This window comes from Holophaga foetida DSM 6591, assembly GCF_000242615.2.
Taxonomy (GTDB): domain Bacteria; phylum Acidobacteriota; class Holophagae; order Holophagales; family Holophagaceae; genus Holophaga; species Holophaga foetida.
In genome coordinates, this window is record NZ_KI912268.1 from 404,435 (window position 1) to 430,739 (window position 26,305).

Below are 26,305 nucleotides of genomic sequence, written 5' to 3' on the forward strand. Positions count from 1 at the left end.
AGAATAGGGCATCATAGTCCCGTGCGACCCTTCAGCCTATCCCACCTGACCGCTCCGGCTCTGCTCCTGGGGCTCTGCTTGGCATCCACCGCCTGCGGCCGGAAGGGAGACCCCATTCCAAGGCCCAGGGTGGCCCCCCAGGCCTGCACCGTGCGCTGGCTCTCCCTGAGGGAGCTGGAGGTGCAGCTTCCCCACAAGGATGTCCAGGGCGAGGTGCTGGTGGGCGTCGAGCAGGTGAGGGTCTACTACCTCCCCCTGGGCCTGGCCTGCCCAGCGCCCGCGGAGGTCATCGCCCGGGGTGAGGTCATCCTGGAGCAGCGTCGGCCCGACCTCCCGGCCCCTGGGGGCAGGATCCGCATGAACCTGAAGGAGATCGGTCGGCCCACAGGATGGATCGTGGTGGCTGCCGTCCGGGTGGGCGGAGTGGTGGGAACCCCCAGTCCGACGATGCCCTGGGTGAATCCCGGGATCTGAGGGGGAAAGATCAAAGGAGTCAACGCGGAGGGCGCAGAGGTTTAAAAGAAAGGGCGCGGAGAAAAAGAAGGATTTGGCTGGAGTCGTCGCGGATCGCAAGCGGACCCTCCCCACCTTTCTGTACTGGACCTTCTCAGTTCCCGTTCCGCCGTGTAGTCTGAATGTTTACGAATCCCGGGGTCCTTGGGTGGACTCCTTTGCGCACGAGGGCGCCATGAGCGAATCCGTGAAGAAGAAGTATCCGGTATTCCTGCCGAAGACCGAGTTCCCCATGAAGGCGGACCTCCCCCAGCGGGAGCCCAAGCGCCTGGAGCGGTGGAAGGCCGAGGGCCTCTACCAGCGCATCGAGGCCCATCGCAAGGCGGAGAACGCCAGCGGGAAGGGCAGGGGGCGCCGGATCCTCCATGACGGCCCTCCCTACGCCAACGGCGCCATCCACATCGGGCACGCCCTCAACAAGATCCTCAAGGACATCGTGGTGAAGTCCCTCTGGCTGGACGGCTACGAGTCCCCCTACATCCCAGGCTGGGACTGCCACGGCCTGCCCATCGAGCACGCCGTCGAGAAGGACCTCGGCCCCAAGCGCCGGGAGATGTCCCGCAGCGAATTCCTGGCCAAGTGCCGGGCCTACGCCAACAAGTGGGTGGACACCCAGCGCACGGGCTTCCAGCGCCTGGGCGTGCTGGGGGACTGGGACGCCCCCTATGTGACCATGGAACCCAAGTACGAGGCCGCCGTGGTGCGCCTCATGGGGCAGCTCTTCGAGCGGGGCGCCGTGAGCCGCAAGCTCAAGGTGGTCCACTGGAGCTACGGCGCCCGCACCGCCCTGGCCGAGGCCGAGGTGGAATACGCCGACAAGACCAGCCCGGCCATCACCGTGGCCTTCCCGGTCTCCGACGCCGAGGCGCGGCGCCTTGAACTGCCCACACCGCTCTACCTGCCCATCTGGACCACCACCCCCTGGACCCTGCCCAGCAACCTGGCCATCGCCATGCACCCGGACATGGAATACGCCGTGGTGAAGGCCGGGGACCGGCACTACCTCGTGGCGGTGAGCCTCCAGGAAGAGTTCCAGAAGAAGCTCGGCGTCGAACTCCACACCAAGGAGATCCGCAAGGGCAGCGCCTTCCAGAGCCTCAAGGCCCGCCACGCCTGGATCGACCGGGAGTCCCCGGTGCTCCTGGCTGACTACGTGACCGCGGATACCGGCACGGGGCTGGTGCACACCGCTCCCGACCACGGTGTGGACGACTTCAATCTGGCGAACCACCTTGGCCTGCTCCAGCTAGTGGGACCCGATGGCCGCTTCGTGCCCGCCGTGAACGACCCCGAACTGGAGGGCAAGAACATCTTCGACTGCAATCCCATCGTGGTCGAAAAGGCGCGGGCCAACGGCTCCCTCCTCCATGAGGAGAAGCTTCAGCACAGCTATCCCCACTGCTGGCGCACCAAGACCCCCATCTTCTTCCGGGCCACGGAACAGTGGTTCATCACCATGGACGACGAGCTCCAGAATGGCCGGAGCCTGCGGGAACTGGGCCTGGAGGGCGTGGACACCACCAGCTGGGTGCCGGCCCAGGGGCGCAACCGCATCCATGCCATGATCAGCGGCCGACCCGACTGGTGCATCAGTCGTCAGCGGGCCTGGGGCACCCCCATTACCGTGCTGCGCTGCTCTGAGTGCGGCGAGCCCCTGGTGCTCCCCGAGATCTTCGAGAAGGCCGCCGCCGCCATCGAGGAGGGGGGCATCGAGGCCTGGGCCGATCTGCCGGTGGAGCAGCTCAAGCCCGCGGGCGCCGTCTGCGCCCAGTGCGGTTCCAGCGCGCTCCAGAAGGAGACGGACATCCTGGACGTCTGGATCGACTCCGGCGTTTCCGCCACGGTGGTCAGTCGCATCCATCCCGAGCTGAAGCCTGAGGACTACGGCGACTTCATCTATCTGGAGGGTTCGGACCAGCACCGCGGCTGGTTCCACTCCTCGCTCCTCTTCAATCTGGCGGCCAGCGGGCTGAAGCCTTACAGCACGGTCGTCACCCACGGCTTCGTGCTGGATGGCAAGGGACAGAAGATGTCCAAGTCCATGAATAATGTCATCGCTCCTGAGGAGGTCATGAAGACCATGGGCGCCGACATCCTGCGCCTCTGGGTGGCCAGCGTGGACTTCAGCGAGGACGTGCGCATCTCCAAGGACATCCTGGAGCGCAACGCCGACGCCTACCGCAAGATCCGCAACACCCTGCGCTTCCTGTTGGGGGCGGTTTCCGAATACGACCCGAGGGCGGACAACCTGCCCGAGGAGGCCTGGTCTCCTCTGGATCGCTGGGTCTGGAGCGCCTTCCTGGCCCTGGCCAAGGAACTGCGGGAGGCCTACCTCTCCTACGATTTCCTGAAGGCCACCCAGTCCCTGCTCTCCTTCTGCCAGCTGGAACTCTCGGGACGCTACTTCGAGATCATCAAGGACCGCCTCTACTGCGACGCCACGGACAGCGCCCGCCGCCGGAGCTGCCGCACGGTCTGCCGCCGCCTGGCGGAGGGGCTGGCCATCCTGGCCGCCCCCCTCATCAGCTTCACCGCGGACGAGGCCTGGGAGCACATCCCCGGTGTCGAGGGCTGTGTCTTCGAGCAGCGTTTCCCCGAAGGGGCCTTCGTTCCGGCCGACCAGACCTGGGAGAAGCTCTGGGAAGTCCGTCAAGCCGTCCAGGCCGCCATGGAGCCCCACCGGGCCGCCAAGACCATTGGCACCAGTCTGGATGCCGAGATCACCATCTCCCTTCCCGCCGCCCAGCAGCAGCTTCTTGCCGGGCTCGGAGAGAGCCTGGAGGATCTCCTGGTGGTATCCAGCCTCCGCTTCGTGGAAGGGGAACTGGCCGTGGAAGTCACGACCCACACCGGCACCAAGTGCCCCCGCTGCTGGAACCACAAGGGCGGGGCCGGGCAGGGCGATGACGCCGATCTCTGTCCCCGCTGCTGGGACGTGGTGCGGGCGAACGCGTGAAGCCAGCCTGGACCACCCGACTTCCCTGGCTCATCCTGCCCCTGGTCTCCCTGGGGCTGGATGCTTGGTCCAAGGCCGCCATCCTCGCCCGGTTCCAGCCGGGCGAGGTCAAGCCTGTGATCCCCGGCTTCTTCAATCTGACCCTGGGTTTCAATCCCGGTGCGGTCTTCGGGAGTTTCGCCAACGCCTCCGACGGCCTGCGGATGGCCCTCTTCCTGGTGGTGGGGCTCCTGGCGGTGCTCTACTTCGGCTACGAATTCCTCAAGGCTGGGACACCCACCCTCATGCGCTGGTCCTATGGGCTCATCCTCGGAGGCGCCCTGGGCAACAGCCTGGACCGCCTTACCCGGGGCTCCGTGGTGGACTTCCTGGATTTCTACTATGGGGATTGGCATTACTGGACCTTCAATATCGCCGATTGCTGCATCGTCTGCGGTGCCATCCTCCTGGGGTTGACCCTGCTGATCCATTGGCGGAACGCACCCAGGTAGCCGGAGGAACCCTTGGCCCATCCCGCTTCGCCCCAGATCGAGTTCCTGCTGGAGCTGGGAAGGGCCCTGCTGGTGACGGGCACTCCGGCCAACCGCTTCGAGGAGACCATGGGGCAGGTCGCCCAGAAGCTGGGCATTGAGGCCCAGTTCTTCGCCATCCCCACGGGTTTCTTCAGCTACATCACCATTGACGGCATTCAGCACACCTTCCTGCTCCGGGGCCGCTCGGACACCATGGACCTCGGGCGGATCGGGGATCTCCATGAGGTCACCCTCCAGGTGCTGAAGGACGCGATCGGGCTCCAGGAGGCTTCGGAGCGGGTCAAGGCCATCGTGGCGGCCCCGGAGGTCCACCCCAAACGGCATCTTGTGCTGGCCAACGCCCTGCTTTCCGCCTGTGTCACGGTCTTCCTGAATGGGGGATGGCGGGAGCTGCTGCTGGGCGGGGTTCTGGGTGGCCTGGTGGGGCTGATGATCGGTCTCTGCAGGGCTCGGCAGACCTTGATCCGGGTGCTGCCTTTCCTGGGGGCGGTGGTGGCGGGCCTGCTTTCGGTCATGCTCTGCCATTGGATTCCCCAGGCTTCCGCCCTGGTGGTGACCCTGGGGGCCATCATTGTCCTGATCCCCAGTCCCGGCATCGTCATGACCACCAATGAAATGGCCACGGACAACCTTCTGGCGGGCAGCGCCCGCGGACTGCATACCCTGCTCGACCTGGGGCAGCTGGCCACCGGAATGGTGGTGGCCCAGCGCATCGGGGTCCATTGGTTCCAGACGGGCATGACGGCGGCGCCCAGCTCCTTTCCCGGATGGGTTCAGATGGTGGCCATGTTCATGGTGGCCCCGGCTTTCGTCGTGCTCTTCAATGCCCGGTGGCGGGATCTCCTGCCCATGCTGGTGGCCTGTGTCGTAGCCTTCGGGGGGGCTCGTCTTGCGGGGGAGGGCCTGGGCCCTGAATTCGGCATCGGCTTCGCCGCCTACCTCCTGGGCATCGGCAGCACCCTCTGGGCCCGCCGCTCGGGACGCACACCCTTCGTGCCGCTCCTGCCGGCCATGGTGCTGTTGGTCCCCGGGGTCATCGGGGTCCAGAGCTTCACCCTCCTGGGATCACGACAGGTCAACGTGGGGCTGGATAGCGCCCTCCAGATGGTCCAGGTCGGCATGGCGCTCCTGGTGGGGCTGCTCCTCAGCCGGGTGACCGTGGACCCCCGGAAGGCGGTCCGCTTGAAGGCATCTTGAGCCGCTGGATCAGAACGGTGAAAGACTGGTCGAAAGGAGATCCCAAGCATGGAAGCCGCGATCTTACGCTGTGCCTCTTGTGGTGCGAACGTGGGCGAGAACGAGGTCCAATGTCCCTACTGCCGCTCCCAACTGGCATCTGTGGCCTGTCCCGCCTGTTTCTCCCTGGTATCGCTGAGGGCCCGATACTGCGGGCATTGCGGTGCTTCCGTCCAGGTCCTGGAGCAGCCTGAGAACTCGGATCTCCAGTGCCCTGGATGTCAGGTGAAGCTGGTCAATACCCCCATCGGAGGTGTGGATCTCCACCAGTGCCAGGGGTGTGGGGGGCTGTGGCTGGCCAAGGACTGCTTCGAGGCTCTGTCCAAAGCGAGGGCCACCCAGAACCTCTCACTCCCAGGACAATCCGCTCCTTCGGCTCCGCTGCCTCCGCACACGAACGCCGTGCGTTACCGGAAATGTCCGGTCTGCGCCCGCTTCATGAACCGGGTGAACTACGCCCGGATCTCCGGGGTCATCCTGGATTCCTGCCGGGACCACGGGCTCTGGTTTGACCGGGATGAGTTGAGACAGGTGCTGGTTTTCGTTGACGGCGGCGGGCTGGAGAAGGCCCGTGAACGGGAGCGCTTGAAGCTGGAGGAGGACCTGCGTCAGAAGAAGGCGGCCGCATCCCTGCCGCCGGACCAGGGGGGAATACTGGGAGAGCCGGATTCCGGTCGCGACCTGCTGGATCTCGTGGACACCGGGAGCCTGTTGGGGCGCATCCTCCTGGGAGCGGCGGGGACTTTTTGGAATGGGCTGAAGCGCTGATACCCGTTTGCCATCAATCGTAAAGCTTCAAAAGCCGCTTTCACCACCAGGCAACCCCGCGCGGTAGGGTTGCCTGGTGGTGGGATATACGCTTTTGTGTGCGGATGGCTATGAAACGAAGGATTGCTTCAGGATGTTTCGCATGCTAACCTTTCGTATGCGAAAAGGTTCTTGGCCGTCTTCGCTCTAATCGAAGGAACGAAGATGAACCGCCCTGAGGATGCTTCCGGCCACGGCCAGGAAGGTTTGGATCCAGTTTCCCTGGACGTGATGCAGGAGTTCCGGAGGATCAACCATCTCCGGCTCTCCATGCTGGCCCGCAGCATGCCCAAGCCGGGGCTGCCGCCGACCCAGGGGCTGTGCATGAATGTGATCGGTGAACATGAAGGCATCACCCAGCGGGAACTGGGCAAGCACCTTCACGTCTCACCCGCCACCCTCAGCGGCATCCTGCAGCGCATGGAACGGCAGGGGCTCATCGAACGCTGGGCGGACGAAAAGGATCATCGCCTGATGCGCCTGCGTCTGGGCAGGGAAGGGGAGGCCCTTCATGCCCAGGCCACCGAGGCGCACCGGAGGAGCATCGAAAGCACCATCACCCCCCTTTGCGAAAGGGACCGGCGGGAGCTGATGCGCCTGCTCCGCTTGGTGGGTGACAACTTCGAGACGGCTGTCGCCGCCCTGAAATAGAAACCAACTTCATTGTGTGGAGGTCGTTATGGGGAAGAGCCCCAAGGAATCCTTTGTCTTCGGAACGCTCATGTGTGCGGGCATGGTGATCGGCATGACGCTGTACAACCTCGTTCTCGCCCTGGGATTCACCCACAGGGTCATCCCCGCCTTCCTGGTGGGGGTGTGGCCGGGCTTTTTTGTGGCCCTGTTGGTGGAGCTGCTCGTGGTGGGCAGGGTTGCCTACTGGGTTGCACACCGGGTCGCCCATCCCCAGGAATCCCCCAGGACCTTCCATATCACCCTCAGGACCGTCCTCATGGGCAGTATGGTGCTGATCATGACGGTCTACGGCACCCTGCTGCACGTGGGGTTCTCCGGATTCCTCAAGACCATCTACCTGGGCCATCTCTGGAAGAACGTCCTGATGGCGCTGCCCCTGAACCTGCTGGTGGTGACCCCCCTGGTCCAGGCCTCTTTCCAGAAGCTGTTCCCCCAGGTACAGACCCAGCACTAATGCCACCTTGGCCTGGGTGCCCTGAGCGTCGATACTGGTTCTTCTGACTTCCTAGAGCCCTCCATGAACCCTTCCGGCATTCCCTTCCGCAAATACCACGCCCTGGGCAACGACTACTTCGTGATGGACCCCCGGAAGCACACCTTTCATCTGGATGCGGACCGGGTGGCGCGGATCTGCCACCGGGAGCGGGGCGCCGGTTCGGACGGGATCCTGTTGGGACCCCTGGACGACTCGGAGCCCTTCCAGGTCCGGATCTTCAATCCCGATGGGGGCGAGGCCCAGCGCAGCGGCAACGGTCTTCGGATCTTTGCCCAGTATCTGCGGGATGAGGGATACCTGAAGGGGGACAAGGGCCGCATCGCCTCCCCGGCGGGTGAGGTGCCCTTGTGCTTCATGCCGGACGGCCTCATCGAACTGGATCTGGGGCGGCCCTCCTTCCGGGCGGAATCCCTGCCCTTCACGGGGGTGGCCCCCGGAGCCGAGATCCGCGACTTCCCCCTGAATCTGGGCGGGGAAAGGGTCCTGATCCAGGGGGTCAGCGTCGGCAATCCCCACGCCGTGGTCCTGGGCCTCCCGGTGGCGCCGGAGACCGCCCGACGACTGGGGCCGCAGATCGAGCACCACCCCCTCTTTCCCGAGCGGGTCAACGTGCAGTTTGTGGAGGTCATCGACCGCAGCACCCTGCGCATCGAAATCTGGGAACGGGGGGCTGGCTACACCCTGGCTTCGGGAACCAGCTCCAGTGCGGTGGCGGCGGTCTGCCGCAACCGAGGGCTGGTGGATGACGAGGTGGTGATCCGCATGCCCGGAGGCGAATTGAAGGTGCGCTTCGTGGAGGACAGGATCCTCCTGGCCGGGCCCGTGACCTACGTCTTTGATGGAATCTGGCCGGAGTGATTAATGGACAATATTTTATTTTCGCCTGAGCCTGAGCGCATCGCGGAGTGGATACTCCGGCTTTGTTCTGTCGAGACCACGACGGGCCAGGAAGCCCGCCTCATGCCGCTTCTGATGGAGCTCTTCGGTGAATTGGGTGCCGAGCTCCACTGGCAGCCCGTAGAGGGCGGGAGGCGGAACCTCCTGGCCACCTGGGGATCACCCAAGGTCCTCTTCAGCACCCACTTCGATACGGTACCGCCCTTTATTCCGCCCCATCGCGAGGGGGGGCGTCTCTGGGGGCGGGGCACTTGTGACGCCAAGGGCATCCTGGTGACCATGGTGGAGGCCATCCGGGGGCTCCTGGCCCAGGGACAGCGCGATGTGGCCTTCCTCGGCGTTGTTGGTGAGGAAACCGACAGCCTGGGGGCTCGTATCGCCCTGGACCTCAGGCCCCGCCTTGAGGGTCTGACTGCCGTCATCAATGGTGAGCCCACGGGTTGCGTCCTGGCCGCAGGGCAGCGGGGCTCCGCCCACCTGAACCTCCGTTGTCACGGCAAGGCCGCCCACAGCGGCACCCCCGAGGAGGGCATCAACGCGGCCTTCCCCATGCTGGACTGGATCAATGCCCTGCGGGCATTGCCGGAGCGCATCGATCCCCTCCTGGGCCCAGAGGTCTGGAACCTGGGCACCCTCCAGGCGGGCCGGGCCATCAACGTGGTGCCCGACGAGGCCGAAGCCAAGGTCTTCGCCCGCACGGTGCCGGGTACGACCTTTTCCAAGGATGTCCTCCGCCTCACCCCTTCCTGTGGAGTCGTGGAGGTGCTCTTCGAGCGGGCGGCCGAGATCTTCCCAGCCATCGAGGGCTTCCCCATGGCTCCGGTGCCCTTTGCCTCAGACGCCCACACCCTGCGGAACCTGGCCCGGGACCGCTTCGTGGTGATGACCGGTCCAGGGTCCATCCGGGTGGCCCATACCCAGGAGGAATTCCTGGATCTGGAGGAGGCGGTGAAGGGGGCCCACCAGTACTTCGATCTGGCGCGGTACCTGCTGTCCACACGATGAAGCCCCCCCGCGGTAGGGCTCCAGCCCGGATAGACGAATCCTTCGAGGTGGAGGGAATGACCATCTACCTTGGTTCCGGCGTCAAGAAACGTTGGAGACCATCAGCCGGACGTCATTCTGGCTGCCGGAAAGCCACAGGGCCGTGAGCCCAGCAGGGTGCTTCAGGAGGGTGGGGTGCAGGGTGACTTCCGTGCTGTCCTGGGCGATCGGGATTGGAGGTAGCCAGAAGGCTCCCTCCATCCGGTGTATGACGGCTCCTCCCCTGACTGGGAGGAGCAGGACCGCCGCCTGATCCACGGTCTTGAGGAGGGCATAGTCTCCCAGATACTCTGGCCCGGAATTGATGCGCAGAATGTCTCCCCAGTCCCCCTTCCGGCAGAGGCGACCGAAAAGATGCTCGCTTCCGGCGTTCTCCTTCTGTCTCCAGGCGAGCATGGATTCTCCGTTCGAATCGGTGCTCATTCGGAGTTGGAACAGGCCTGGGGCCGTGGCCAGGGTATAGGGGGGACTCCATTCGCAGGAGGCTTCCGAGAATCGCGAGGTTTCCAGGACGGCCGGTTCTCCGGGGAAACGCTGGATCCAGCAGACCAGGGCGTTCCCGCGGCTGTCCAGGGAGGCTGTCAACTCCGCAGCGTTGCTGGCGGCGATGCGGACCAGATGGTCGGACCAGATTCTTTCGTGGGGCCAGTTGTAGGCGACCACAAGCCCTTCACAATCCTCTTCCCGGGCCTGCCAGATCGCCATGGCAACGCCCTGTCTGTTCATGATCAGGTGTGGCCGGGTAGGGGTGGGATCGGATTGCCCCAGCTGGGTGGAGGCTTCCTCCCAGGACTTGGTGCGGCCGTCATAGGTCTGCACTCGGATCTCCCAGCCCCTGGGGCCAGACTGGCTCCAGAGGACGATGGCACCCCCGCGGCGGTCCATGGCCACCTGGAGGTGCTGGATGGGACCCGAAGCGTCCAGGCGATGCTGGGAGGCGTCGACGGCCCCTCCTGCCTCTACGGTAGAGGCCAGGAGATGCTCCCGCCCAGGAGGGCCTATCATCCAGACGAGCATGCCCCTGCTGTGCTCCGCGAGGGCGAGGGTCGGCTGCCTGCCTTCGGAAACAGGGAAGGTTGCCAGTGCAGACCTTCTCGATGATTCCATCCGTGCGGACCAGATCTCGCCAGCGTTCTCCCAAACCACCAGACCCTCTCCACGCTTATCCAGTCCTGCCACGACCGTCCGGATGTCCCCGCGAGCCAAGAGGTGCCCCTTCCCCTGGGAGGAGGTGGACCGCGGTTTGCGCAGGATTGAAGTGAGGGGGGAGAAAAAAGCTTTAAACATGTTGGATTCAGTCCGTATGAGATTCTTGCTTGGGCAGTCGTAAATTGACGGGTGGTCCAAGTGCTTCCATGATTTCGGGAGTTGCCGCGTTCTGGCGCTCGGAGCCCTCCATGACCCAGCCCCTGAAATTTGAAACCATTGCTCTCCATGGGGGACACAAACCTGACCAGGACACCAAGAGTCGGGCCGTGCCCATCTACCAGACCACAAGTTACGTCTTTGACACCGCAGAGCATGGGGCTCGGCTCTTCAATCTTGAAATGCCCGGAAATATCTACACCCGTCTCGGCAATCCGACCCAGGCGGTCTTCGAGGAGCGCGTCGCCCAACTCGAGGGCGGCATCGGCGCCCTGGCGGCGGCCTCGGGCATGGCAGCCATCACCCTGGCGCTGACCACCATTCTGAAGACGGGTGATCATATTGTATCTAGCGACAATCTTTACGGCGGAACATTCAACGTCTTCAAGAATACCTTTACCCGCCTGGGCATCGAGACCACCTTTGTCGACAGCGGTGATCCCGAGGCCTTCCGGAAGGCCATCCGACCCAGCACCCGGGCCTTCTATGCCGAGGCTCTGGGCAATCCCAAGCTGGACCTGCCAGACTTCGAGGCCATCGGCGCCATCGCCGAGGAGGCCGGGGTGCCTCTTATTGTGGACAATACCCTTCCGAGTCCCTATCTGCTGAATCCCCTGGCTCATGGCGCTCACATCGTGGTCCACAGTGCCACGAAATACATCGGCGGCCACGGCACCTCCCTGGGGGGCATCATCATCGACGGCGGGCGCTTCAACTGGGCCAATGGCAAGTTCCCCGAGTTCACCTCTCCCAACCCCAACTACCACGGGGCGGTGCTGACCGACCTCATGGGCCCTGGGGCCTTCATCGCCAAGGCCCGGCTGGAAGGCCTGCGGGACATGGGGGCGGTCATCAGCCCTTTCAATGCCTTCCTCCTGATCCAGGGCATCGAGACCCTGCATCTGCGCATGGAACGCATCGGTCAGAACGCCCTGGCTCTGGCCCAGTGGCTCAAGGCCCATCCCAAGGTGGCCTGGGTCAACTATCCCGGCCTGGAGGACCACCCCAGCCATGCCATCGCCAAGCGTTTCTTCCGTCCCGGTGCCGGATTCAGCGGCATCATGGCCTTCGGAGTGAAGGGCGGCCTGGAAGTCGGCAAGGCTGTCATCAACCGGGTCAACCTCTTCTCCCGTCTGGCCAACGTGGGGGATGCCAAGTGCCTCATCATCCACCCCGCCAGCACCACCCACCAGCAGCTCAGCGCCGAGGATCGCCTGGCCACGGGGGTCACCGACGATCTGATCCGCCTCTCCATCGGCGTCGAGCACATCGACGACATCAAGGCCGACTTGGATCAGGCGCTGGCGGGGGTCTGAGCGGAGCCCTGCCGGAAAATTGAGTTGTGGAGGCCGCTCTCCGATGAGGGAATGACACCCCCCACCGGAGACGATCATGGCCTTGCTTCCGAAGACCCTTTCCGGAAAGATCGTTGCCCTCACCCTCGCCCCTCTGGGGGTGATCTTCCTGGTGGCCTGGCTCGTGCTGATGCCGGTCATCCGGAAGGGCCTGCTGGAATCCCGGCGTGAATACCTTCAGCACCTGACGGAAACCGCCTGCGGAATCCTGGAGGGGCAGGAGGCTCAGGCGAAGGCCGGGGCGATCACCCAGGCCGAGGCCCAGCGCAGGGCCCTGGACCTCATCAAGGGGATCCGCTTCGGCAAGACGGGCTATTTCTATATCTTCACGCGGGATCTCAAGATCGTCACCGTGCCCATCAAGCCCGAGATGGAAGGCAAGGCGGTGGATACCTTCCAGGATGCCAAGGGGAAGCTGATCTACGTGGAGCTGAACAAGCTTGCGCGGGAGCCCCAGGGGGGCTTCCTTGATCTCATGTTCGCCAAGCCGGGCCAGCAGGGAGCCTTCCCCAAGATGAACTACGTCAAGGCTTTCGAGCCCTGGGGATGGAACATCGGCACCGGTGTCTACATGGACGACCTGGATGCCGAGGTCCGGGCCTACACCCTGGCCATTCTGGGCACTCTGCTGGTCCTGTCCTTCCTGCTCTTCCTGGGGGTGCGCACCTTCGTCCGGCGGGTCACCCGCCCCCTCCGGGAACTGGTCGAGGGTCTCCGGAACAGCGATCTCTCCAGGACCATTGCCATCGAGAGCCAGGATGAGATCGGCCAGGCGGCCCAGGCCTTCAATGCCTATAACGCCAATCTCCGGGGCCAGATCCTGGAGGTTTCGGGCTTTGCGGACCGCGTCGCCTCGGGAAGCACAGAGCTGTCGGCCTCTGCGGGGGAGATGGGGCGGGCCATGGATGAGATCGCCCGGGTCAGTGAGCAGTTGAGGACTGCTGGCGTGCGTGTGGCCCAGTCCATGAAGGAACTCTCGGAAAACGCCTCTCTGGTGGCCCGTCATACCCAGGATGGTCAGCAGGAGAGCCGCAAGGCCGTGGCGGATACCGAGCTCAGCGCCGAGGCAGGGCAGGGAACCGTCCGCAGCATGGCCGAAATCCAAGGGGTCACGGATCGGATTGTGCAGACCGTGCGGGTTATCCAGGAGATCGCCCGGCAGACCAATCTGCTCTCCCTGAACGCAGCCATCGAGGCCGCCAAGGCCGGTGTCCATGGTAAGGGCTTTGCTGTGGTGGCCGAGGAGGTGCGCAAGCTGGCTGACCGCTCCCGGGGGGCGGCCAAGGATGTGGAGGAACTTATTGAACTGACCCGGAACGTCGTCCAGGGCGGCACCGAGAGTGTCCACACCACGATACAGAGCCTTGATTCCATCCGGTCCCGTATCCAGGTGGTGACGGAACGCATTGATCAGATCGGATCCTTCACCCAGGCCCAGGCCGACACCAGCACCGATGTGAACCAGATGATGCAGGAGACCGGGCAGGGCCTGGCCCAGAACGCCACGGCCACGCACGAACTCTCCGCCACGGTCCAGGAAATCGTCCGGACCGCCGAGGATCTCTCCAACGTAGCTGAGGGACTGAGGGGGATGGTGGGCCGTTTCCGGATGTGAGCCTGAGCGCGCAGGACTCTCCCACACTGGCTCAAGGTCGGCTTGCCCCTCGAAAAAAGGCAGTGTGTCATGCCAACATGAGACTTCCAACCCAATTAAGGAGAGCCCATGCTCAACCTCACGCCCTGTCTGGCCCTGCTTCAAGGCCGATCCCCCGATGCTGATGCCGCCGCCGCCATGGGCATGGCGGGCCTCGCCTGCGGGATCGTGGTCATTGGCGCGATCATCGGGCTCGCCATTGCCATCGCCATCATCCTCTTCCTGGGCAAGTGTCTGAAGAAGGTGCCCGCTCCCTACCGGAAGATGGAGCCTGGAATGGTCTGGCTTCTCATCATCCCCCTCTTCAATCTTGTCTGGAACTTCTTCGTCTACAAGGCCATTTCCGAGTCCTATCAGGGCTATTTCCAGAGCCAGGGACGCACGGATGTCGGGGATTGCGGGAAGAACCTGGGGTTGGCCTACTGTATCTGCAGCTGCTTATGCATTATCCCCGTGGTGAATATGCTGGCTGGGATTGCTACTCTGGTGCTCTTCATCATGTGTCTCGTGAAGTTCGCTGGATACAAGAACCAGATCCCCGCCTGAGGAGCTTGCCATGAGTCCCGTGCCCCTCTCTCAGCGAAAGGCCTGGAGGGCCCTTGAGGAGGAATACCGCAGTGTTCAGGGATGCCACCTGCGGGAGTTCTTCTCCATGGATCCCGCCCGAGCCGGGCGGCTTTCCTGTGAGGGGGCGGGGCTCTATCTCGATTATTCCAAGCATCGCGTGACGGACCGGACGCTGACCCTGCTTAGGGCGTTGGCTACCGAGAGCGGACTTCTGGATGCCCGTGAGGCCATGTTCCGCGGAGACCGCATCAACCGCACCGAGGACCGGGCAGTGCTCCATACGGCCCTCCGGGCACCCAGGGGCGCACAGGTCTTCGTGGATGGCCGGGATGTGGTGCCTGAAGTCCATGAAACCCTGGACCGCCTCTCGGCCTTTGCTGAGCAGGTGCGCACCGGGGCCTGGAAGGGCTTCACGGGCAAGCCCGTCCGCAATGTGGTGAACATCGGCATCGGCGGATCCGATCTGGGACCTGTCATGGCTTTCGAGGCCCTTCGGCCCTACGTCATGCGGGATCTGGTGATCCGTTTCGTATCCAACGTGGACGGCACGGACTTCGCCGAAGCCACCCGGGATCTGGATCCGGCAGAGACTCTCTTCGTCGTCTCCTCCAAGACCTTCACGACCCAGGAAACCATGACCAACGCCCTGTCGGCCCGGACTTGGTGCCTGGTTGGACTGGGCAGCGATGCGGCCGTGGCCCGGCATTTCGTGGCGGTGAGCACGAACGCTGCCAAGGTCGAGGCCTTCGGCATCGACCCCCGGAATATGTTCGGGTTCTGGGATTGGGTGGGTGGACGCTACTCCATGGATAGCGCCATCGGCCTCTCCACCATGATCGCCATCGGCCCCAAGGCCTTCCGGGAGATGCTTGCCGGCTTCCACGCAATGGACGAGCACTTCCGCACGGCCCCTCTGGAGGCCAACCTGCCGGTCACCATGGCCCTTCTGGGCCTCTGGTATGCCAGCTTCTTCAAGGCCCAGACCGTGGCGGTGCTGCCCTACGATCAGTATCTCAAGCGCTTTCCCGCCTACCTCCAGCAGCTCACCATGGAGAGCAACGGCAAGTCTGTGAGCTCGGATGGCCGTCCCGTGGATTATGCGACAGGGCCTGTCTACTTCGGGGAGCCCGGGACCAATGGGCAGCATTCCTTCTACCAGCTCATCCACCAGGGCACGGCCCTGGTCCCCTGCGACTTCATTGCCTTCGCCCGGAGCCAGAACCCCCTCGGGCGCCATCACGACATGCTCCTGGCCAATGTCCTGGCCCAGGCCGAGGCCCTGGCCTTCGGCAGGACCGCCGAGGAAGTCCGGGGCGAGGGGGTTCCCGAGGCCCTGGTGCCCCACCGCACCTTCCCAGGCAACCGACCCTCCAGCTTGATCCTGGCGGAACGCCTGGATCCGGCGACCCTGGGCAAGCTGGTGGCCCTCTACGAGCACATCGTCTTCACCCAGGGGGTGATCTGGGACATCAACTCCTTTGATCAGTGGGGCGTGGAGCTGGGCAAGGCCCTGGCCAGCCGGATCCTGCCGGAACTGGAGAGCGGGGAGGAGCCGCCCTTGGGTCATGACAGCTCGACCAATGCCCTGATCCGGCGGATTCGCGGGATGCGGGGGAAATAACCTGGAACCAAGGGGCAACTGCCCATCGGCCGTTGCCCCTTGGATTGCCGATCCTGCCTGATCCGATCGCACGAGCCGATGATGCTGCTGCACCTTGAGAGAATGCAAAAGGGGCGCCCCTGGTGGAGCGCCCCGGACGATCAAGGTGAGTCGGAGACTACTTGATGAACTTGTATTTCGCGTTGCGGCCCTTGCCTTCAACGCTCAGGTCGGCGAAGGGGTTGTACTGGGTGTTGGTCACAACCTTGAAGAGCTGGTGGATGGGGGCGAGGAAGTTGCCCCAGTTGCCGATCTCCTCGATGCAGTGGGCGGACCAGATCATGCCCTCGGCGGGGGTCTCCTTCTTGCGGCCACCGATGGCGGAAGACTTGCCGACCACGCCGTAGTCGGTCTTCTCCCACTGGTGGATGCGGTAGCCCATGGGGTTCCCGGCGGCCAGGGCCTCTTCGCCCAGCCCCAGCCCGCCCACGATGACGACGTGCTCGTAGCAGATGTAGTCGCGGACCTCGGCGGGGACATCCTCAAGCTTCTCGAAGCGGATGTAGAGGTTCTGGCGGGTGCCGTCGTTCCAGGTCTGGGGAGCGATGTGCACGGAGCCGATGGGGTTGCCGTGCTGGACGGGGACGGCCCACACCAGGGGCTCGTGCTGGGCGGGGTGCCACAGGAGGAAGCTCTTCTCCATGTTGGACCAGAACCAGTCGATCATGTGGGGGGTGATGCCCTCATGCTTCCAGTCGATGTGGGTGCCCATGGCATCCTGGGTGATGTTGGCTTCCATCTGAGACTCCTTTTGAAGGGGCTGGGCCGATTCCGTAGACCCGCGGATGGGTTTGAGAACGGTCGTCAGTATAGCTGTCAGTGCAATGGAATTCAGTGATCCAGGGCACCCCCGGGATAGGTGTCCGCAAGGATGGCTTCGGCCTTCTCGCCGGAGCGGGCCCGGTGGATGGCTGAGGCGAGGCTCAGCCCCACATTGTGGCCCCAGCCGTGGCCCAGGAGGTGCAGGCTCCCATCTGGAAGCAGGGTTGCCTCGCAGGCATTACTGGGCCAGAGGGTCCATCCGAAGCGGCGTCCGGCCTCCAACCGAAGGGATTCCACGGCATAGGGACCCGAGGCGCCCAGGCGGATGCCCCGCTGACCGGGTTTGAGCCCTGGTCGAACGGAGGACTTCAGAGCCTTGACCTGGGCGGGGTTGACCTGGCGTGTCCAGGTATTCCATGGATCTTCCGGAATCGGTGGGCCTGGAAGGGCCACACTGTCATCCGGGCCGCCCCAGACCTCCCTGGGGCTCATGGGCGCCCCGCCATGGGAGCCGGTGAAACGGGCCCGTTCGGGGGGGATGGGCCAGGGCGGTGCTGTTCGGACAGCCTCGAAGGCCTGGGCTGTCGGCATGCCGCGCACTACGGCGCAGTGGGTGAGGGGACACAGGGTTCCATCCGGGTGCCTGGGCCCTCCCAGCCAGGCCTTGAGGACCCCTGCCAAGGCCCGCTTGGCCTCGAAGGGGGCTTCGGCCCCCAGTTCGCCCTCGGTGGCTGCGGCGATCCAGGTCTCTGAAGTCGTGGTCCAGCTCAGGCGCCAGCCCGCGGAGACGCCCTCCAGGCGGCAGTTCCCTTCCAGTGCCGATACCGGGGCCGGAGGAGAGAAGCGGATTGTGCCGTGGAAGGTGTAATGGGCGCCCGCCTGCCATCGGAGCTCTTCGCCGTTGACTTCCAGGGTCCGGGGAAGCCGTTCTGGAGGCCAGACTACCGTTACCGGAGCTTCTGATGGTACCGCCTCCCAGGGGTCGCTTGTGGTGGCGGAGACCGGGGGGAGCTGTGGCAGAGGGCTTCCTGCCAGCCAGGCCCGGAGCCAAGCGTAGGCCCAGGCTTGGCTTGCGGTGGTGCCCGCGGCCAGGGCGAGGTCCAGACGGGCTTGGATGGCAGGAGCCGGGTCCGGGGGGAGGGGATCGGGAGGGCGCGGGTGGCCCTCGGCCCACAGGCAGAGGGCCTCCTCCCGCCAGCGGGTCAAGTTTTGGTCCAGAAGGCGGCGATGCGCGGACTCGTGGCGCAGAAGGGGGCCCAGATCCCGACGTCTCAGCTTCTCCCAGGGGCGAAGGTGCAGGGTATCGCCGATCCAGGCCGCAGCCCGGGCGGTCGGCGCAGCGGTGGTCGCTTCAAAGGAGGCATCATCGGGGTGCAGGCGCAATTCCCAGGGCGTGTCCGGCCAGGCCCCGAAGTTCCTGGTGCTCACCATGGCGCTCTCCATCCAGGGGGCAAGCTGCTCCAGGAGCTCCGGGTCCCCCACTTGGCGGGGAGCAGCTTCGCTTCCGGCCGCGAGCACCAGGGTTCCCAAGGCGGAAAGGAGGAGGGGGCGGAGCATGGTCTCCATCATGGCAGGGGGGTGTTTGCTATTCGATAGGTGTGAAGAATAAGTCATTTCATCCCTTGGATGGGCATGAATGGCTAGGCGGGACTATACTGCGGCTGATCACACCCCAATTAGGAGGCCATCATGGCAACTGACCGCGTGAAGGAAATCCTGTCCTGGTATGCGTCCGACAACCCAGGCGTGAAGGCCAATCTGGCCCGCTTGATGAATACGGGGCGCCTGGCGGGCACAGGCAAGTTCGTGATCCTTCCCGTGGACCAGGGCTTCGAGCACGGACCGGCCCGCAGCTTCGCCCCCAACCCTCCGGCCTATGATCCCCGCTACCACGTGGAGCTGGCCATCGAGGCCGGGTGCAACGCCTACGCCGCCCCCCTGGGCTTCCTGGAGGCCATCGCCTCGGACTACGCCGGGGAGATCCCCCTCATCCTCAAGCTCAACAACAGCGACAGCCTGAGCAAGGTCGAGCCCTGCAGCGCCGTCACCGGCAGCGTGGAGGACGCCCTGCGCCTGGGCTGCGCCGCCATCGGCTACACCATCTACCCAGGAAGCGATGACCGCAACGTGATGTACGAGGACCTGCGGGACCTGATCGCCGAGGCCAAGGCTGTTGGGCTCCCCACCGTGGTCTGGGCCTACCCCCGCGGGTCGGGATTGGCCAAGGAGGGCGAGCAGGCGGCGGACGTGACCGCCTACGCCGCCCAGATCGCCTGCCAGCTGGGGGCCCACATCGTGAAGGTCAAGCCACCCAAGGCGAACACCTATGTGCCGGAGGCCGTCAAGGTGTACGAGAAGTATCACCTGCCGGTTGGGACCCTGCGTGAGCGAGTGGCTGAGGTCATGCATTCCGCCTTCGGGGGTCGGCGGATCGTGATCTTTTCTGGAGGCGAGGCCAAGGCCACGGAGGACGTTCTGGCCGAGGTCAGGGAGATTGCCGCCGGAGGCGCTTTCGGTTCCATCATGGGCCGCAATGCCTTCCAGCGACCCAAGACGGAAGCCATCAAGCTGCTGCACGCGGTGATGGCAATTTACGCGGGCTGAACTCCCCTCGTCGAATCTGATATGAGAAGGGGGGCTTTTCAGCCCCCCTTCTGGTCATCCTTTTGAGAGATCGACTTCGTTCGGACTCACGACGCCCAGCTTCTTCAGGAACAGGGGCACCGAGGGATTGCTGCTGCGGTCTTTCCAGACGCAGATGCCTTCGATGCTGGCATCCGGGTCCTCCAGTTGGACGGCCTTCAGCTTGAAGTTGGGGTAGAAGCCGATGGCGTGCTTGGCAAGGATGCCAATGCCTAGACCGGCGTCGATCATGAAGAGGAGGGTTTCCAGATCATCGGAGTACTGGACGATATTGGGTGCGAATCCACGCTTCCGGCAGATCTTCTCCAGCCAGTCCAGGCCGGAAGCGGAGGATTCCGCGGAAAGGCTGACGATGGGTTCCTTCTTGAGATCCAGAATGGAGATCTTGTCTTTGGACGCCAGGGGGTGGTCGGGGCGCATGAAGATGGCGGCGGCGTCCGGCAGGAAGGTGTAGGAACGGACGTTGCGGAGATTGGCCAGGGCGAAGGAGATGGTGAAGATCAGATCCAGTTCCCCGGCCTTGAGGGCCTCGTTGAGCTGGTTCATGTTGTGGCGGGTCACCGTCACGGCGATGCTCGGGTAGCTGGACCTGAATTTCTTGATGAGGGATGGCAAAAACTTGAATGACGATAGGATGCCGATGGAGAGCTTGCCCACCATGCCGCTTTCGGTCATCCGGGCCTTGTCCACCGCATCATTGAACTCCGCCACCAGGCGCTTCGCCTCCTGGAAGAGCACCTCCCCGGCCGCTGTGAGCTGGACAGTATGGCGATCCCGTACGAAGAGCTTCAGGTCCAACTGCTTCTCGAGGCCCGCGATCTGATAGCTGACGGCTGACTGGGTGACGAAGAGCTGGTTGGCAGCCTTGGTGAAATTCAGGTTTTCCGCCACGGCCATGAAACAACGAAGTTGCTTGATGTCCACACGCTCCTCCCACAAGAACCTCCACGTCCGATCTGCCCTTCCAGGCGGACCGTACACAAAGGTGACAGCCATTCAAGGATCTAATGGTAATCAGAAAATTTTCTTAAATCAAATGGGAACTTGGAGCGAGTATACCGGACCCCGGGCCGGAATGCCTACTCAAGGCTCTTCTGGATCGCGGCCTTGAGCTCCCGGAAGGTGTAGGGCTTCTGGAGGAAGGTGAGCAGGCTCTGGTTGATGAAATCCTTACTGCTTTCCTGCTCGGTGTAACCGCTGCTCAGGATGACGGGGGTATTCGCGTTCAGGCTCCGGATGGCCTGGAAGGCTTCCCGGCCATCCATGCGGGGCATGGTCAGATCCAGGAGCACCAGACGGACCCGATCAGCATGGTGCTGGAAGAGATCCACTGCGGCCCTTCCGTCGTTCGCCATCATGACTTCGAAGCCCATGGCCTCAAGCATGGTGGAGGTGGTTTCCCGGATGCTGGGCTCGTCATCCACCAACAGGATCAGTCCTCCCGCGCGGGAATCCGGAAGGTTCTGAGGCGGTTCCGGGTGGACCACCGGGGTTTCGATGGCCGGGAAGAATAGCCGGAAGACTGTCCCCTTGCCGACCTCGCTATAGATGCGGAAGCCCGCATGGTGCCCCCGGATGATTCCCTGGAGGGCGGAAAGACCGAGTCCACGTCCCACGGTTTTGGTCGTGAAGAATGGATCGAAGATGCGGCTGATGACCTCCTGGGTCATGCCACACCCCGTGTCGGAAACCTCCAGGGTCACGTATCGGCCTGGGGATAGGCCCTGTCCGTGGAGTTGGGCCAGGATGAAGGCCTCGTCCATCACCTGGGTCCCTGTGGTGATCTGGATGGTGCCCTCCTGGTCTCCGATGGCATCGGAGGCGTTGGTCACGAGGTTCATGACCACCTGTTGGAGTTGGGCAGCATCGGCTTCAATGGGGGGCAGGGGGATGGTCGGATGGATCTGGAGGCTGATCTTCTTCGAAATGGAGACATGCAGGAGGTGAGCCATCTCCTGTACGACATGGTTGAGGTCGTGAGGTTTCACCACGAAGCGGCCGCGCCCGCTGTAGGCCAGCATCTGCTTGGTCAGTTCCGCGGCCCTGAGGATCGTCTTCTCCACGCTATCGATGTAGGGCAGGGCGGGGGATGCCGGAGAGAGATGGAGCTGGGCCAGATTCAGGTTGCCCAGGATGGCGGTCAGGAGGTTGTTGAAGTCATGGGCGATACCCCCGGCCAGAACGCCCAGGCTCTCCAGCTTCTGGGCCTGTCGCATGGCCTGTTCGGCCTGGAGGGTCTGGGTGATGTCCCGGGCGATGGCCACCATATCGTAGCGTCCCTCTCCCCGCAGGACAGGGACCGCCAGGGTCGTGAAGTCCTTCCTGCCGTCCGGGAGTGTCAGGGAGGCGGTGAAGGTTCGAGGTCTGCCGCTCTGAAGGCAATCTTCGAAGCCCTTCATGAACTTGGCAGCGCCTTCCGGGGGGAGGATCTCCCCCAGGGCCTTTCCCTTGGCGGAACTGGCGGAGATCCGGAAGTGGGCCTGGGCTGCCGGGTTGAGATCCTCGATGCGATAATCCTCCGCTCCCTGAACCGACAGCCAGAGGATGCCGTCGCTGGTGTTCATGAAGAACCCCCGGAAGCGCTGCTCACTTTCCCGCAGGGCCTTCTCGGCGCGGTTTCTCTCCGTGACATCCCTGACAAGGGAGAGGACCGAGCCTGGGAGGCAGGAAACGACCCGGCTTTCGAAGTCGACCGACTTCCCCCCCATGGGAAGGCTGTAGTCCACGACCTGGACCGAATGGGTGAGATCGGCTTGGCGGAAGGCCTCATGGCAGCGCTGGGCGACTTCCGGTGGCATGAATTCGATGATGTTTTTGCCCAGGAACTCCTCAGGGGCGACGAGCAACGCCTCGGCGTGGCTGCTGTGATAGTCCAGGCAGATGCCGTCCACGGTGGAGAAGAAGATGAGGTCGGGAATGGCTTCCACGAAGGCCCGGTTCTTGGCCTCACTCTCCCGGAGCGCTTCCTCCGCCAATTTCCTGGCCGTGATGTCCTCGAGCATGATCACGTACGCTTCGATCTCCCCATCGGGATTCCGGAGCGGAAAGGCGTTCAGGCGAACACAGAAGCGCCTGATGGGGACTCTTGGGTCCGATTTGCTGGGATCAGCCCAGAATTCCGGGGCCTGCCTCTCCTCCCCACGGCACCTGGCGATCAGGGCGTCCCGCTGTCCAGCGGCGATGAGCATGGGGTCTTCGAAGACTGAGTAGCCTGGCGGCGGAGCCTCTCCGAACAGTCTGCGGAATGCGTTGTTGACGTGGAGAGTGTGTCCCTGGGTGTCGATCATGTGGACGGCGTAGGGGTTCTGGTCCACGATCTCCCGGAACCGCTGCTCGCTGAGTCGCAGGCGATCTGCAAGTTCCTGCCGCGGGATGTCGTTCTGGGGGGGGTCGGTGGTGGGCATGGTGGCTTCTGCTCTGCGCTCGGGTCTGAGTACCGCTCAGTATAGGTGTCTCGGCCTTTCCCTTACCGACGATTAACCTTTGAAAAAACATGGGGATCGGGTGAACTCGACGTGAATTGGGGTATCGGCCCTTGACACCCCAAGATCTTGGGGTGAATCTTGTATCTCGACACTACCCCTTGAGGTTTGACGAGACCGCCCTTGATCCCCTGGGCGGGTGTCGTGTTCCACCCACCCCCTATCGCTTCTTCACCTTCACCGGTGGAGGGCATGTTTCGCGTCCGAGGCATTCATGCAGATCTCCCGCCACTTCACCAAGCAGGGTCGCGATCCCCTGGAGGGCATCCCTTTTGTGCCCCGGACCAGCCGCATCACCAAGCTGGATGGCACGGTGGTGTTCGAGGCCAAGAACGTGATGGTGCCTGAAAGCTGGTCCCAGGTGGCGGTGGACATCCTGGCTCAGAAGTATTTCCGGCGGAAGGGCATCGATGCCCTGAACTGTGGCGAGAGCGATTCGCGACAGGTCTTCCATCGGCTGGCGGGCTGCTGGCGGCATTGGGGGGAAAGCTTCGGCTACTTCGACGGTCCCGCCGACGCCCAGGCGTTTTATGACGAACTGGTATACATGCTGGCCAACCAGATGTGCGCCCCCAACTCCCCCCAGTGGTTCAACACGGGCCTGCACTTCGCCTACGGCATTTCTGGTCCCGCCCAGGGGCACAGCTATGTGGATCCCAAGACCGGGGAGATGCGCCAGTCCACCAGCGCTTATGAGCGGCCCCAGCCCCACGCCTGCTTCATCCAGAGCGTGAACGACGACCTGGTGAACCCCGGCGGCATCATGGACCTCTGGGAGCGCGAGGCCCGCATCTTCAAGTACGGTTCGGGCACCGGCTCGAACTACTCCAAGATCCGCGGAGCCGAAGAACCCCTGTCGGGCGGCGGTCGTTCCTCCGGCCTCATGAGCTTCCTCCAGGTGGGTGACAAGGCCGCCGGGGCCATCAAGTCCGGGGGCACCACCCGCCGGGCCGCCAAGATGGTCTGCCTGGACCTCGACCACCCGGACATCGAGCCCTTCATCCTCTGGAAGGTCAACGAAGAGCGCAAGGTGGCCATGCTGGCCGCCGGTAGCCAGCTGCTGGTAAGGCACTGGAACGCCCTCTGCGAGGCCGTGGAAGGCAGCGTGGATCGCGATGCCGACCCCAAGACCAACGAGAAGCTGCGCAAGGCCCTGGCCAAGGCCAAGAGGGACGGCGCCGCCCCGGCCTTCCTCTCCCAGAGCCTGTACCGCCTCTCCCAGGGGGACTTCGAGCGGGACATCCACACCTACGACACCGGCTGGGATGGCGAAGGCTACGCCACCGTGGCCGGAATGAACTCCAACAACTCCATCCGGGTGCCCGACGCCTTCATGCGCGCCGTGGAGGCCGACGGCGACTGGCAGCTCACCCGCCGGGTGGATGGCAAGGTCAGCAAGACCCTCAAGGCCCAGGACCTGTGGCGCAAGGTGAACTACGCCGCCTGGGCCTGCGCGGACCCCGGGGTGCAGTTCAACACCACCATCAACGACTGGCACACCTGCCCCGAGGATGGCCCCATCAACGCGAGCAACCCCTGCTCCGAATACATGTTCCTGGACGACACGGCCTGCAACCTGGCCTCCCTGAACCTGTGCGCCTTCCTCACTCCTGATGGTGGATTCGATCTGGAGGGTTACCGCCACGGCATCCGCCTCTGGACCATGGTTCTGGAGATCTCGGTGCTCATGGCCCAGTTCCCCAGCGAGACCATCGCCCGCCTGAGCTACGAATACCGGACCCTGGGCCTGGGCTACGCCAACCTGGGCGCCATGCTGATGCGCCTGGGCATCCCCTACGACAGCCCAGAAGGCACCCAGTGGTGCGCCGCCCTCACGGCCATCCTCACCGGTGACGCCTATGCCACCAGCGCCGAGATGGCCAAGGAGCACGGTCCTTTCCCCGGCTACGCCAAGAACAGCGCCCACATGCTGCGGGTGATCCGCAACCATCGCCGGGCCGCCTACAACGCCGCCACCTCCGAATACGAGAACCTTTCCATCACGCCCCAGGGCCTCACGGGGGAGGGCATCCCCAAGAGCGTCCTGAACGCGGCCCGCCAGAGCTGGGACAAGGCCCTGGAGCTGGGTGAAGCCCACGGCTTCCGCAACGCCCAGGTCTCCGTGCTGGCCCCCACGGGCACCATCGGTCTCCTCATGGATTGCGACACCACGGGCGTCGAGCCCGACTTCGCCCTGGTGAAGTTCAAGAAGCTCTCCGGCGGCGGCTACTTCAAGCTGGTGAACCGCGCCATTCCCGAAGCCCTGGCCCGCCTGGGCTACACCACCACCCAGATCCAGGACATCGAACGCTACGTGGTGGGCTGGGTTGAGATCACGGACCAGACCCCCGGCATCACCCGCAAGGAGCTCCTGGCCAAGGGCTGGACGGAGGAAGAGCTGGCCGTCATCGAGGCCAAGCTCCCCACCGCCTTCGACCCCGCCTTCACCCTGGATGTGGAACGCCTGAAGAAGGACTTCCCCGAAGCCGCCGTCAGCACCTTCCTGGAAGCCCTGGCCGGTGCCATGACCGTGGAGGGTGCTCCCCACCTTAAGGCCGAGCATCTTCCCATCTTCGACTGCGCCAACCGCTGTGGTCGCAAGGGCCAGCGCCTGATCGCGCCCCTGGGCCACATCCGCATGATGGGCGCCGCCCAGCCCTTCCTCTCCGGGGCCATCAGCAAGACCATCAACCTGGCTATCGAGAGCACCGTCGAGGAAGTTGGCGAGATCTACAAGGCCTCCTGGCAGCTCATGCTCAAGGCCGTGGCCCTCTACCGGGACGGCTCCAAGATGAGCCAGGCCCTGGCCACCAACCTGGAGCAGCTCGAAGGCCTGGAAGCCCTGGCGGACGAGGAGGCCACGGTGGTCGAAAAGACCCAGGTGATGGCCGAGGCCCTCTCCCATCAGGTGGTGCGGACCTACCGCAAGAAGCTCCCCAACCGGCGGGGCGGCTACACCCAGTCGGCTTCCGTAGGTGGCACCAAGCTCTATCTCCGCACCGGGGAATACGAGGACGGCACCCTTGGAGAGATCTTCCTGGACATCCACAAGGAGGGCGCGGCCTTCCGCTCCCTGCTCAACTCCTTCGCCATTGCCGTTTCCATGGGTCTCCAGTACGGGGTGCCCCTGGAGGAGTACTGCGACGCCTTCCTCTTCACCAAGTTCGAGCCCAATGGCATGGTCTCGGGCCATGATGCGGTGAAGCTCAGCACCTCCATCATCGACTTCGTCTTCCGGGACTTGGCCATCAGCTACCTGGGCCGCTTCGAGCTGGCCCAGGTGGACCCCGAGCGCCTCATGAACCTGGTAGACAGCCGCAAGCCCGAGAGCCCCGCCCAGGACTTCCAGGCCGCCAACGCCGGCATGGTGCCCCTCTTCTCCGCCGCGGAAGTGGCGGGGGTGGCGGCTCCCGCTCCGACCATGGCCACGGTGGGCGCCCAGCGCGCCAGCGCCGCCCAGTCCGCCCGCGAGAAGGGCTACACCGGCGATCCCTGTCCCGAGTGCGGCCACCTGACCCTGGTGCGCAACGGCGCCTGCCTGAAGTGCCAGACCTGCGGCGCCACCACGGGTTGCAGCTAGCAGATACCAGAAGCCGCTTCTCTTTCGGGCCGCACTCCACAGGGTGCGGCCCTATTTTTTCC

The 26,305-nt window shown here is 64.1% G+C and carries 20 protein-coding genes; 15 read left to right on the forward strand and 5 right to left on the reverse strand.

Going from position 1 to position 26,305, the window contains the following annotated elements; all coding sequences use genetic code 11:
• Positions 1-21 precede the first annotated feature (21 nt).
• From HOLFODRAFT_RS0201830 to HOLFODRAFT_RS0201870, 9 genes are all read left to right on the forward strand, one after another.
• Complete coding sequence (locus HOLFODRAFT_RS0201830) at positions 22-474, forward strand: hypothetical protein (protein ID WP_005037022.1); 453 nt, start codon at positions 22-24, stop codon at positions 472-474.
• 214 nt (positions 475-688) lie between these two features.
• Positions 689-3,469: an isoleucine--tRNA ligase gene (gene ileS, locus HOLFODRAFT_RS0201835; protein ID WP_005037019.1), complete on the forward strand. Its 2,781-nt coding sequence runs from the start codon at positions 689-691 to the stop codon at positions 3,467-3,469.
• Positions 3,466-3,960 carry a signal peptidase II gene (gene lspA, locus HOLFODRAFT_RS0201840; protein WP_005037017.1) on the forward strand — a complete coding sequence of 165 codons (495 nt, stop codon included), beginning with the start codon at positions 3,466-3,468 and terminating at the stop codon, positions 3,958-3,960. The genes ileS and lspA overlap by 4 nt, the downstream gene beginning before the upstream one ends.
• A 12-nt stretch (positions 3,961-3,972) precedes the next feature.
• Positions 3,973-5,199: a threonine/serine exporter family protein gene (locus tag HOLFODRAFT_RS0201845; protein WP_005037015.1), complete on the forward strand. Its 1,227-nt coding sequence runs from the start codon at positions 3,973-3,975 to the stop codon at positions 5,197-5,199.
• A gap of 48 nt (positions 5,200-5,247) precedes the next feature.
• The gene (locus HOLFODRAFT_RS0201850; protein WP_005037012.1) at positions 5,248-6,006 is read left to right on the forward strand and encodes a zf-TFIIB domain-containing protein; all 759 of its coding nucleotides are present in this window, start codon (positions 5,248-5,250) and stop codon (positions 6,004-6,006) included.
• Between the two features lie 204 nt (positions 6,007-6,210).
• Complete coding sequence (locus tag HOLFODRAFT_RS18815) at positions 6,211-6,696, forward strand: MarR family winged helix-turn-helix transcriptional regulator (RefSeq protein ID WP_005037009.1); 486 nt, start codon at positions 6,211-6,213, stop codon at positions 6,694-6,696.
• A gap of 28 nt (positions 6,697-6,724) precedes the next feature.
• On the forward strand, positions 6,725-7,192 hold the full coding sequence (locus tag HOLFODRAFT_RS0201860; RefSeq protein ID WP_005037007.1) for a DUF2798 domain-containing protein: 468 nt from the start codon (positions 6,725-6,727) through the stop codon (positions 7,190-7,192).
• Positions 7,193-7,255: 63 nt separating this feature from the next.
• On the forward strand, positions 7,256-8,092 hold the full coding sequence (dapF, locus tag HOLFODRAFT_RS0201865) for a diaminopimelate epimerase (protein ID WP_005037006.1): 837 nt from the start codon (positions 7,256-7,258) through the stop codon (positions 8,090-8,092).
• Between the two features lie 3 nt (positions 8,093-8,095).
• Positions 8,096-9,136, forward strand: coding sequence for a M20 family metallopeptidase (locus HOLFODRAFT_RS0201870; RefSeq protein WP_005037004.1), 1,041 nt, complete (start codon positions 8,096-8,098; stop codon positions 9,134-9,136).
• 81 nt (positions 9,137-9,217) lie between these two features.
• On the opposite strand, the gene HOLFODRAFT_RS0201875 is transcribed toward HOLFODRAFT_RS0201870, so the two are convergent.
• Positions 9,218-10,462, reverse strand: coding sequence for a hypothetical protein (locus HOLFODRAFT_RS0201875; protein ID WP_005037002.1), 1,245 nt, complete (start codon positions 10,460-10,462; stop codon positions 9,218-9,220).
• 110 nt (positions 10,463-10,572) lie between these two features.
• Here HOLFODRAFT_RS0201875 and HOLFODRAFT_RS0201880 point away from each other — a divergent pair, with 110 nt between their 5' ends.
• The 4 genes from HOLFODRAFT_RS0201880 to pgi all read left to right on the forward strand — a co-directional run bounded on the left by HOLFODRAFT_RS0201880 (position 10,573) and on the right by pgi (position 15,737).
• Positions 10,573-11,856 carry an O-acetylhomoserine aminocarboxypropyltransferase/cysteine synthase family protein gene (locus HOLFODRAFT_RS0201880; protein ID WP_005037000.1) on the forward strand — a complete coding sequence of 428 codons (1,284 nt, stop codon included), beginning with the start codon at positions 10,573-10,575 and terminating at the stop codon, positions 11,854-11,856.
• Between the two features lie 76 nt (positions 11,857-11,932).
• Positions 11,933-13,510, forward strand: a complete 1,578-nt coding sequence (locus HOLFODRAFT_RS0201885) for a methyl-accepting chemotaxis protein (protein WP_005036999.1) — start codon at positions 11,933-11,935, stop codon at positions 13,508-13,510.
• Positions 13,511-13,618: 108 nt separating this feature from the next.
• Positions 13,619-14,095: a hypothetical protein gene (locus HOLFODRAFT_RS0201890; RefSeq protein WP_005036998.1), complete on the forward strand. Its 477-nt coding sequence runs from the start codon at positions 13,619-13,621 to the stop codon at positions 14,093-14,095.
• A gap of 10 nt (positions 14,096-14,105) precedes the next feature.
• Positions 14,106-15,737, forward strand: coding sequence for a glucose-6-phosphate isomerase (gene pgi / locus HOLFODRAFT_RS0201895; protein ID WP_005036997.1), 1,632 nt, complete (start codon positions 14,106-14,108; stop codon positions 15,735-15,737).
• A 157-nt stretch (positions 15,738-15,894) separates the two neighbouring features.
• Here pgi and HOLFODRAFT_RS0201900 read toward each other — a convergent pair whose 3' ends face one another.
• Both HOLFODRAFT_RS0201900 and HOLFODRAFT_RS0201905 read right to left on the reverse strand, forming a co-directional pair.
• Complete coding sequence (locus tag HOLFODRAFT_RS0201900; protein ID WP_005036995.1) at positions 15,895-16,515, reverse strand: hypothetical protein; 621 nt, start codon at positions 16,513-16,515, stop codon at positions 15,895-15,897.
• Between the two features lie 92 nt (positions 16,516-16,607).
• On the reverse strand, positions 16,608-18,095 hold the full coding sequence (locus tag HOLFODRAFT_RS0201905; protein ID WP_026938947.1) for a hypothetical protein: 1,488 nt from the start codon (positions 18,093-18,095) through the stop codon (positions 16,608-16,610).
• A gap of 132 nt (positions 18,096-18,227) precedes the next feature.
• On the opposite strand from HOLFODRAFT_RS0201905, the gene HOLFODRAFT_RS0201910 reads away from it, so the two are divergent.
• Positions 18,228-19,142 (forward strand): class I fructose-bisphosphate aldolase, encoded by a 915-nt coding sequence (locus HOLFODRAFT_RS0201910; RefSeq protein ID WP_005036992.1) that lies wholly within the window; start codon positions 18,228-18,230, stop codon positions 19,140-19,142.
• Between the two features lie 54 nt (positions 19,143-19,196).
• On the opposite strand, the gene HOLFODRAFT_RS0201915 is transcribed toward HOLFODRAFT_RS0201910, so the two are convergent.
• Entirely contained in the window at positions 19,197-20,105 is a 909-nt protein-coding gene (locus HOLFODRAFT_RS0201915) for a LysR family transcriptional regulator (protein WP_005036990.1), read from the reverse strand.
• A 155-nt stretch (positions 20,106-20,260) separates the two neighbouring features.
• A complete protein-coding gene (locus HOLFODRAFT_RS22430) occupies positions 20,261-22,585 on the reverse strand; it encodes a PAS domain-containing hybrid sensor histidine kinase/response regulator (RefSeq protein ID WP_005036988.1) in 2,325 nt (774 codons plus the stop codon).
• Between the two features lie 292 nt (positions 22,586-22,877).
• Between HOLFODRAFT_RS22430 and HOLFODRAFT_RS0201925 the strand changes: the two genes are divergently transcribed.
• Positions 22,878-26,243, forward strand: coding sequence for an adenosylcobalamin-dependent ribonucleoside-diphosphate reductase (locus HOLFODRAFT_RS0201925; RefSeq protein ID WP_005036986.1), 3,366 nt, complete (start codon positions 22,878-22,880; stop codon positions 26,241-26,243).
• The last annotated feature ends 62 nt before the right edge of the window (positions 26,244-26,305 follow it).